Source organism: Pannonibacter sp. Q-1, from assembly GCF_054073275.1.
Genome location: NZ_JBSXNB010000015.1, coordinates 924 through 9,423 on the forward strand (window position 1 = coordinate 924; position 8,500 = coordinate 9,423).

The 8,500-nt window shown below is 58.7% G+C and carries 8 protein-coding genes and 1 pseudogene; 4 read left to right on the forward strand and 5 right to left on the reverse strand.

The window, feature by feature from the left end; genetic code table 11:
• Nucleotides 1-350 precede the first annotated feature (350 nt).
• From ACVNHC_RS24225 to ACVNHC_RS24240, 4 genes are all read right to left on the reverse strand, one after another.
• The gene (locus ACVNHC_RS24225; RefSeq protein WP_457169864.1) at nucleotides 351-1,067 is read right to left on the reverse strand and encodes a hypothetical protein; all 717 of its coding nucleotides are present in this window, start codon (nucleotides 1,065-1,067) and stop codon (nucleotides 351-353) included.
• Nucleotides 1,068-1,150: 83 nt separating this feature from the next.
• Nucleotides 1,151-2,149 (reverse strand): plasmid recombination protein, encoded by a 999-nt coding sequence (locus ACVNHC_RS24230; RefSeq protein ID WP_457169865.1) that lies wholly within the window; start codon nucleotides 2,147-2,149, stop codon nucleotides 1,151-1,153.
• 585 nt (nucleotides 2,150-2,734) lie between these two features.
• Nucleotides 2,735-3,058 (reverse strand): hypothetical protein, encoded by a 324-nt coding sequence (locus ACVNHC_RS24235; RefSeq protein ID WP_457169866.1) that lies wholly within the window; start codon nucleotides 3,056-3,058, stop codon nucleotides 2,735-2,737.
• 8 nt (nucleotides 3,059-3,066) lie between these two features.
• Nucleotides 3,067-3,993 carry a replication initiation protein gene (locus tag ACVNHC_RS24240; protein ID WP_457169867.1) on the reverse strand — a complete coding sequence of 309 codons (927 nt, stop codon included), beginning with the start codon at nucleotides 3,991-3,993 and terminating at the stop codon, nucleotides 3,067-3,069.
• A gap of 586 nt (nucleotides 3,994-4,579) precedes the next feature.
• On the opposite strand from ACVNHC_RS24240, the gene ACVNHC_RS24245 reads away from it, so the two are divergent.
• The 4 genes and pseudogenes from ACVNHC_RS24245 to ACVNHC_RS24260 all read left to right on the forward strand — a co-directional run bounded on the left by ACVNHC_RS24245 (nucleotide 4,580) and on the right by ACVNHC_RS24260 (nucleotide 6,375).
• Nucleotides 4,580-4,912, forward strand: coding sequence for a plasmid mobilization protein (locus ACVNHC_RS24245; protein WP_457169868.1), 333 nt, complete (start codon nucleotides 4,580-4,582; stop codon nucleotides 4,910-4,912).
• A pseudogene (locus ACVNHC_RS24250) lies at nucleotides 4,902-5,324 on the forward strand (relaxase/mobilization nuclease domain-containing protein); the annotation flags it as partial. The gene ACVNHC_RS24245 and the pseudogene ACVNHC_RS24250, both read left to right, overlap by 11 nt.
• A 292-nt stretch (nucleotides 5,325-5,616) precedes the next feature.
• Nucleotides 5,617-6,093 carry a hypothetical protein gene (locus ACVNHC_RS24255; RefSeq protein ID WP_457169870.1) on the forward strand — a complete coding sequence of 159 codons (477 nt, stop codon included), beginning with the start codon at nucleotides 5,617-5,619 and terminating at the stop codon, nucleotides 6,091-6,093.
• A gap of 9 nt (nucleotides 6,094-6,102) precedes the next feature.
• A complete protein-coding gene (locus ACVNHC_RS24260) occupies nucleotides 6,103-6,375 on the forward strand; it encodes a hypothetical protein (protein ID WP_457169871.1) in 273 nt (90 codons plus the stop codon).
• 113 nt (nucleotides 6,376-6,488) lie between these two features.
• Here ACVNHC_RS24260 and ACVNHC_RS24265 read toward each other — a convergent pair whose 3' ends face one another.
• Nucleotides 6,489-7,880: a hypothetical protein gene (locus ACVNHC_RS24265; protein WP_457169869.1), complete on the reverse strand. Its 1,392-nt coding sequence runs from the start codon at nucleotides 7,878-7,880 to the stop codon at nucleotides 6,489-6,491.
• Nucleotides 7,881-8,500: the final 620 nt, after the last annotated feature.

Below are 8,500 nucleotides of genomic sequence, written 5' to 3' on the forward strand. Positions count from 1 at the left end.
TACCCTCCGGCCCCTAGTCTCGTACCCTCCGGCGCCTAGTCTTTTAGCCCCACAGTGTCAGTGTCGGGTGGAGAGTGGAGCGAAGCGACACGCGACACTCGACACCCGACACTCGGACTTTTTGAAATCGGCGTCGCCTAGCCGGCGACTGGATCTTGTCCCCCTGAGGGGGGAGGGGGGGAGAGTGGCAACGATTGAGACAATCCCATTCGATGCGGCAACGTATCTTGATACCCCTGAAAGGCAGGCCGTGTTTCTCCGGGATGCCCTCGAAACCGGGGATGCGGGATATATCGACCATGCCCTTAGCGTGATCATCCGCGCCCGTGCGATGGCTGAGGCAGAACCAGTCAAGGAGTAGGCGTAGACCAGCTTGACCAATCCGGTTCGGCCTCTTCCTCCTCCTCAATGGCGGGTTCAGACGGCTCAGAAGGGGCAGGGAGCGCGATTTCAGGCTTGGGGGCGGGTTCCGGTGCTGCGGGCGTGAAATTCGCGTCAGCGGCCTTCTCTGTCGATTTGACGGGGGGTCTAAGCTTAGACTCCTGCAAAGGCTCAGAGGCGAGGATCTCCAAAATCCGCTCCTGTATCCGGATTTCCCGTTGCAGAATTGGTTTCACCTGCGGGTGAGTTGAGAACTCAACGGTAAGTCTGCGAATTTCCTTCATCGCGGTTGCAATGAATTCGGATGTAGAAGCGATAATTCCGCGAAGCTTTTCAATCTCTTCCTTAAGACGTGGAATGGCCGTTTCCTTCTCTTTTACATCGAGTGGCCGCTTGTCTGAAAATAATTTTGAAATCATTGAATGAAATTTGTTTTCAGAATGCCATGATGTAACGCGCTGAGTGTACCATTTGAGGTCATATTCAGCATCCCTCAAAGACTTCTTCGCCCCGGATAGTCTGCTTTCTGCTTGGGAAAGTTCGGCTTTAAGCTTCCGCCTTGCGGGCAAAAAGGCGTCCTGAAGGTCCCGACTGATTTCATGCTCCCGTTTGACGCTGAAGATGCCGTCTGCGGCGGCCCCGTCCCGTTTCAACTCCCGTAGAACGTGTCGGGCGTCAACGGCCATGCTATCGGCGGAGAGCTTCCTAGCCGCACTGCGGGCGATAGATTGCCGTGCAGCCGCCTCGATTTTTGCAGGTTCAATCGTGCTTATGCGGCGTTCAAGGCTCGCAACTTCTCTAGCAAGTTCGTCTTCGACGTGCGCAAGGCCGCTATATTCTTTTTTTTTTGGGCTAACGCATTGTCCAACTTCTCGTTTTCAGCCTCTAGCCCTGCCTGCAACTCGCGGAGCCGCACCAGGTCGTTTTCGATCCTGTCCAGTTCGGCTTGCGCCTTCTGTGCCCGGGCCTCGTAGGTTTCGGCACGCTTGCGGGCCTTCTCTGCTTTCTGGCCCTCTGCCAAGGCTTCGCTTTTGGCCTTGGACAGCCGGGTGAGATTGGTTTGCAGCTTCGACCGAATGTCCGCCAGTTCCGCTTCCTTGGCCGCGATCTCTGCGGGAAGGTCGCTGTGAAGCTGGGCTACAGAGCGATTGACCACCTCTGCCGGTGAGGCTCCGGCCTTGAGGCGGTCCAGCTTTGAGTGCCCCCGCTCGATGCCGGCCGCGTGACGGCCCATCACCTCGGCTGTGATGGTCTGGATGTCGCGCAGGGTTGCGCGCTTGGCCGTCTCGCTGATCGGGTGCCCGGTCAGGTCATAGGCCGGAAGCTGAAAGTGTGCGTGGGGCGCGCTTTCGTCCGCATGAACCACAAGGCCGGTCAACGTGCTGTTGAGGCGGGCGGCAATCGCTTGGGCTGTTTCGAGGTAAGCCGCGTCCTGTTGCTCCGGCGTCAGGCGGTCGAAGATCCGCTGCGCCTCGATGCCGAAGGTGATGATGCCTGCAACACCGACCGAGGCACTGGATTTCATCGCCAGCTGCATTGTGCGCTGACTGCGCCGCTCCTCGCAGATTGCCCGCAGCTTCGTGCCGGTCAGCGGCTCGACCAAGACCCGGTTCAGGCTGGAGCGGTCAGCATCGACGTAAGACGGCTGGGGTCCGATGCGCAGATCATGGGCGCGCTGCCCGCCAATCGCAGTGGCGTTTCGCATCGCTATCCGTGCCTGTGCAGCCCTTGGGTTTCCGCCAGATTCGGGCCTTAAAATCTCTGCCATTTCCCGCCATCCTCTAACCTACTAGAAATGGCTGAGCCATTCCGTAGGCAAAGGGAAGATGCCACAGCATCCCCCCTTTTGAAACCCCCCTCGCCTTCCGCTGGACCGAAAGAGGCTGTGCCCCTTTGGAAACCCCCTTCTCCGGCCCGTCTAGGGCTCGCGCCCTGGACGAACCTGCGCGCTCCGTTGGAGCTTGCCAGACCGGCGCGGATGGCCCGCCCTGCGCCCGCCCTACAGCGCTTTGTGGGGAGCGCGGGCGGTCTTCGGGCTCAGGCACAGGAAGACGGCCAATCCGGGCAGGGCGAGAGCTGGGCAAGTGGTGCGGAGCGCGGTTTGACGGACAGACACCCCCCATAAGCTTCACCACGCACCCGACCGGCCACGGGCGGGGGAGTGGCGACCGAAGGGAGGCGGGGGGAGGCTGTCAGTCAAAGCAGCCCAAAGGTTCCAGCGCGGCAGGCTGCCCCCTGCCCGCTTGCGGGCGATGAGGGGGCGGCATGACGCTTGCCGCCCGAGGGCGGCGCTGGAAGGGGCTGCGGCCCGCTCACGGTTGCCCTGCGGGCCGTATGGCACTGAGGAGCGGTCTTACCAGCCTTCGGGCTCTGAAGGTTCGGGCCGGGCTCGCCGGGCTGGCTGGGCCGTGGCTCTGTACCTGGCTGGCTGATTGCCGCGCTCACGCATGTATTTTTCGTGGCGCAGACGGTTTTCTTCCCGCCGCTTGATCATGTCGCGCAGTGCTTCGACAGCACAGAAGACGTCACGGGCGATAATCTCAGTATCGAATGAAGACGTTGGGCCGGACAGGTACACATCGGATTCGTTTATGTGCGCGGTTCTTCCGAGCTGTGCCGCAAGCTCGTGCACTTCTTGAGTGACCTCATCAATGTAGGCTTGGGGTATGTCTGCCATTTGCGGCCCTAAACCTTTCCGACCTTTTGGCAGAACGACTTGAACACCTGTTCGATGTTGTGAGCATCGAGCGAGATTGCCCTTTCACGGCAGAAGGCCCTGAATTTCTCGGCAATCATCATGTTGTCCATGTTGCAGCCTGTTTCGCGTTTGATATCGCGCCAGCGTGCGGCGAACTCGATACTGCCAGAGGCCGGGAAGGCAGGGGCCACCGTCTCTGTCTTGCCGTCGCGCCGCTCTTTCCGGCCTGCGCTGTGGCTCTGCAGCTCCTTCTTGGCCGCTGCCGGATCAGCCTTCACCTGCCAGCCGATGGTGACGGTTGCCACCGTCCGGCCAATCTTGCTGGCCGTGGCGGTCAGTGTCAGGCGGGAGAGCTGGTTGATTTCCTCAATGGCAGGATCAAGCACGTCCTTCTTGAGGTTCGCAAACCGCTGGATCTTGCCTTCGGGGATGCCGAGGACTGCTCTCAACTCCGGGATGGTGAAGGTTTTGGCCGTGATCCGGTCGAGGTTCACGAGGCTGGAGATGTGCTGGAAGAGCAGCACCGAATATTTGCTGCCGAGGTGAAAGACGGTCTGGCGGTCGAGGATCGCCCAATGGTTCGATTCCGCCGCCATGCGGCGGAAGGTCCGGCCAAACCACCATGACACCAGCAGATCACCGCTGATCTCGTGCCGGTAGTCTATCCGGGCCTCGTCCAGCAGGCCGCCGATGGTGACGACCATCTTGTCAGGGTCGTCATGGGTCATGACCGCTGCCGCCAGTTCCTGAAACAGGGGGATCAGACTGGCGCGGGTATGATTGTTCATCCCCTCAATCGCCCGAATTTCGGAGAGGCGGATTTGATGCTGCACTTCGTCAGCCATCCTGCCGCCGGCTGTGCCGATCATCAGGTGCATGAGCTTCAGGGCCTGAAGCGATGGCGCATTGCGCATGTAGACCCCCCGAGCCACTTCGGCAGGAAGGACGGTGGAGGTCTGATCAAAGGCCCTGTCACGGGCAACGTCGAGTGTTTTTCCCATAAGTAGTACAATCAATATAAATACCCTACCTGTCAATATGGGATTTTGGCTCAAAACTCTACTTTTCCGGCTGAAAACTCTACCTTTCCGGCTGAAAACCCTACCGATAGACGCGCAAATCATTGAAAATAAAAGCGAAATAGCCCCTAGAACAATAAGAACTATTAGAACAAGAGGGAGAGAGCGCCGCTCAGGCGCAAAATCACCCTCCCGCGTGTCTGTTTGAGCTCTTCAAAGCGGTGTCGCCTAGTCGGCGACTGGATCTTGATTCCTGTTCTCTCATGAGCCTGTTTCAAGCACCCGAAAAGCGCTTGTTAATGAGGGATACGCGAGCGTACTCTCGTCCGGACACTGCGTGTTCCGTCCTTCGCGCTCGTGAGGGGTGCGGAGCCCCCCTTCAATCCCCCCTTTCGGCTCCGCCGAAGGGGCCAGCCCCAAACCCCGGCGGGGAGGCTCTGCCCCCCTGCACCCCCTGAACCACTTGAGAGACCGTAGGGCAATGAGGATCGAGGTACGTACGACCGCCGAGGAAAAGCGGCACTGGCAGGAGATTGCGGCCAGTCGCGGCATGGACCTGTCATCGCTGATCCGCTCGCTGATGACCGGCCAGCGCCGCAGCCGCCGCAAGCCCCCGCCGGTGGCCGATCCGGCCTTGCTCCGGCAGCTGGCGAGCATCGGCAACAACCTGAACCAGCTCGCCCGTGTGTCGCACTGGTACGCACGACGCGGCGAGGCGATACCAGCCGCCGCGATCTTGGCGCGGCTGATCGAGATTGACCGTGAATTGAGCGTGATACGTCGCGCCCACGAGGCCAGTACCGATGCTGCTTAAATTCACGACAGGAGGGCGAGGAAGCGGGCGGCAGGTGGCGGACTACCTGACACGCTCCGAAGGCCGTGAAATCGCTCCTGAGGCCGTCAGAGGCGATCTGGAGCGCACCCGCGAGCTTATCGACAGTCAGGACCGCCAGTGGACGTACACGCATGGCGTCCTGAGCTTCGCGGCCGAGGACCAGCCGACCGACGAACAGCAGCTTGAGGCCATGACGCTGTTTGAGCGTGTGGCCTTCGCCGGTCTTGAGCGCGACCAGTACGATATCAGCTGGATACGGCACACGGAGCATGGCCGCGTCGAGCTGCATTTCGTGACGCCGCGCATGGAGCTGACCACCGGCAAGGCGCTGAACATCGCCCCGCCGGGCTGGCGAGGCCATTTCCAGCCCTTTCAGGACGCGCTGAACTATCGCCACGGCTGGGCGAGCCCGGATGACCCGGAACGCGCTCAGGAGCTCTCTGTGAGCCCGGAGAGGGCCGGGGAGGGGTTTTCCCTGCGGAGGGACCGGGAAGGGCTCCACGACTACGCTACGGCCCTTGTAGCGCAGGGAGACGTTACCGACCGGCGCAGCCTTGTGCAGGCCTTTGAGGCCGCGGGCCTTGAGGTGGTGCGACAAGGCAAGGCTTACCTGACCGTCAGAGATCCGGACACAGACGAGAGATACCGCCTCAAGGGCCGAATTTACGAGGAATCATGGACCTATGAAGCAGAGCTTGGACGAGAAAATGCGCGAGGCGCGGGAGCGTCTGGAACGCCAAAGCGCCGAGATCGAGGCAATGACCTCAGCCGAGCTGAAGCGGCTCGCCAAGAGCTTGACGAGCGAGTGCGAACGCGAGCTGAAAAAAATCAGGAGCGATATCCAAGAGCACGGCCAGATGACCGCGAGCTTGGCCGAGCTGCTGCGCTGGCCGCGCTGGACCGCAGCGATCTGCGTTACCATCGTCGGGATCTCCTTAGCGCTTCTCTGGGCCGGGACGTGGTGGATGTCGGGCAACGTCTGGGAACTGCGCAGCCAGGTCGAAGCAGAGACGCAGGCCTTAGCCCAGCTCCAGGCACAGACGGGGGGCGTCAGGATCTTGCAGGCACCCAATGGGACGTTCCTCGTCCTGCCGGACTCCGCAGACCAAGCGAAATACACGTGCGACGGCAAGACGTGCCTGAAGCTCAGCGGGAAGTGAGGAAAAGCAATGCAGCAACTGACAGCCTTAGAGAGCGCATTGCTCGAACAATTCGAGAAACTGGCGCAAGGTTTGGAGGCAAACTCCGGCAGCTTGCAAGCTCTATCAGAGCGTATTGGTCAGAGAGTGAAGAAGATAGAGGTCGAGCAAGAGCGTTTGAAGACGCGCTTAGACAGTTTGACAGGGCTGTTGAACTCACAAGCCGAGCTGTTGAAATCGCAAGAGGAACACACAAAGATATTGATAGCCTCAGTCAATCAGCTGTTAGACGCGCGGCAGTGACGCTTGAGCGGAAGCAGAGGCGCGAGCAGGCGAGAGGCTATGACCGGGGCGGCGGGCTGGAGATGTAGCGGCCCGCACGCCTGACCACAGCCCTACGCTATGTGGGGCTGTTCCTAAAAACTTGTGCATAGTTGCACATAGGATTTATCCGCACTTGGTTGACGCGCTTTCGCACCCAACTCAAGCCCCTTGACGCTCAGTTGCGCCGGAGAACGTGAAAGCAGAATTTGACGCACTTCCTTGTAGGGAGTAAAGCGAGAAATCTCACTATCATCTAATCGCGCTAACACGTTCAAAGCAGCGTTGTGGTCGGCCTGAAGAACATCCCCGTTCGCACGGTAAAACTTATCACCTTCGCGCTTACCTTCCAGCAAGCCGTTGGTAGAGTCCATTTGCGATGTATAAGCCCCATTCACCAAAATATGCTTGGCGTTACGCTGCTCACATACAGAGTCTAGTGCTTCGGCAAGCACGCCTTTAGCCCATGCACTCATTCTGCGATTAAACCGCCTCCATTGATATTTCGATGCAATGACAGCAGTTAAATCTTCAGAAGCAACTACCGAAGCCTTATTGACAATTGAATGTGCCGATTGGTAGGCGATAGTTCGCAGTCGCTTCTGGGTAGCTTCCTTACGGGCGTCGATCTTCTTGCGCCCCAAATTATTTTTTTTAATTCTGTCAGCCTTGGCGATACGACCAGCTTGTCGATGCTTCTTTTCCAGCGCATGTAGTTTGTTTCGCTGCTTTCCAGTAGCGGAAACTTTGTCGCTGTACTCGGTCATCATCTTGCCGAAGTTTTTTCCATGATGCTCGCCATCTGAGTCAGTGAAAGCCTCGGTGTAGCCTTTATCAATTCCAAGTATTTTTTCGCCACACTTACGTCCTGCACCTTTTTCGGTGGCGTAATGGATCTCGGTGAAGCCGTCTTTGACGATGATCCGCAGATTGCTGCCTTTCAGATCAACATTTTTGCCGTTTGTATTTGTGGTTAGCACAATGTTTTCGCCGTATTTTTTAGCAATCTTGATTGTAATGACCAACTTTCCGTCAACTACTTCGGCGGAGAATTTATCTGAGCGAACGATGAACTGATTAGCTATTACCGATTTACCGTGACGAAAGTGCTTGCGCATTTGACGATGCAGGAAGGGTTCAGATAACCACTCGTCTCGCTTTAACAAGGTATAGAGTCGCTTGCGCTCGTTCTCGTCGCGGGTGCGCTTGGCAATTGATTGGCGCACCTTCAGTTTCGCTGCCGCCTTGTAAGTCAGAATGTCGTTAACGATGTCCTTGGTTGTTTCTGCTCGGATAGTGCCATCGATGCATAAATCATCGAAAATCTTCTTTTCGACAATCTCGCTACGCAAGGCAGATGCCGACACACCTACATTACCGAGCGCACCATACCGACGCCAGATGTCTGCACGAATGTAACCTGCCGTCTTGCATATCCCTGCAATCTGGGGTGGTACATCAGCTAGCAGGGTGCGGGTAACTTTCACTTTTCTCTTTCTCGCTTAGCTTGGCGCTGCTTTGACGCCTTGCTACGATAAGGTTCTGCTTGTGGGAATTTCTCGTTGTGCACTTTAACAGCCCTTCGCATTTCGCGGTAGTTAAAACCTCCGGGCTATGGACAGCCGCGCTCTTCTGCGGTCATGCGGCAGGGTAGCCGCAGGCTTGCCGGAAAATCACGCAAATGCGGGCAGGGCGAGAGCTGGGCAAGTGGTGCGGAGCGCGGTTTGACGGACAGACACCCCCCATAAGCTTCACCACGCACCCGACCGGCCACGGGCGGGGGAGTGGCGACCGAAGGGAGGCGGGGGGAGGCTGTCAGTCAAAGCAGCCCAAAGGTTCCAGCGCGGCAGGCTGCCCCCNCAAAGCAGCCCAAAGGTTCCAGCGAGGCAGGCTGACCCCTGCCCGCTTGCGGGCGATGAGGGGGTGGCATGACGCTTGCCGCCCGAGGGCGGCGCTGGAAGGGGCTGCGGCCCGCTCACGGTTGCCCTGCGGGCCGTATCGCGTCACTCTGAAGCCCGGCAGAGGAACGGCAGTATGGCACTGGAAACAACGCGCTTCGACATTCAGCAGCATCTGCAAACGCCTCAGGCCCAGAGCGGCTATCTCG

Excerpts from the sequence above, each read along its gene's own strand:
- ACVNHC_RS24225 (WP_457169864.1), bottom strand. The coding sequence starts at position 1,067 with ATGGCCGTTGACGCCCGACACGTTCTACGGGAGTTGAAACGGGACGGG.
- ACVNHC_RS24230 (WP_457169865.1), bottom strand. The coding sequence starts at position 2,149 with ATGGCAGAGATTTTAAGGCCCGAATCTGGCGGAAACCCAAGGGCTGCA.
- ACVNHC_RS24235 (WP_457169866.1), bottom strand. The coding sequence starts at position 3,058 with ATGGCAGACATACCCCAAGCCTACATTGATGAGGTCACTCAAGAAGTG.
- ACVNHC_RS24240 (WP_457169867.1), bottom strand. The coding sequence starts at position 3,993 with ATGCGCAATGCGCCATCGCTTCAGGCCCTGAAGCTCATGCACCTGATG.
- ACVNHC_RS24245 (WP_457169868.1), top strand. The coding sequence starts at position 4,580 with ATGAGGATCGAGGTACGTACGACCGCCGAGGAAAAGCGGCACTGGCAG.
- ACVNHC_RS24255 (WP_457169870.1), top strand. The coding sequence starts at position 5,617 with ATGAAGCAGAGCTTGGACGAGAAAATGCGCGAGGCGCGGGAGCGTCTG.
- ACVNHC_RS24260 (WP_457169871.1), top strand. The coding sequence starts at position 6,103 with ATGCAGCAACTGACAGCCTTAGAGAGCGCATTGCTCGAACAATTCGAG.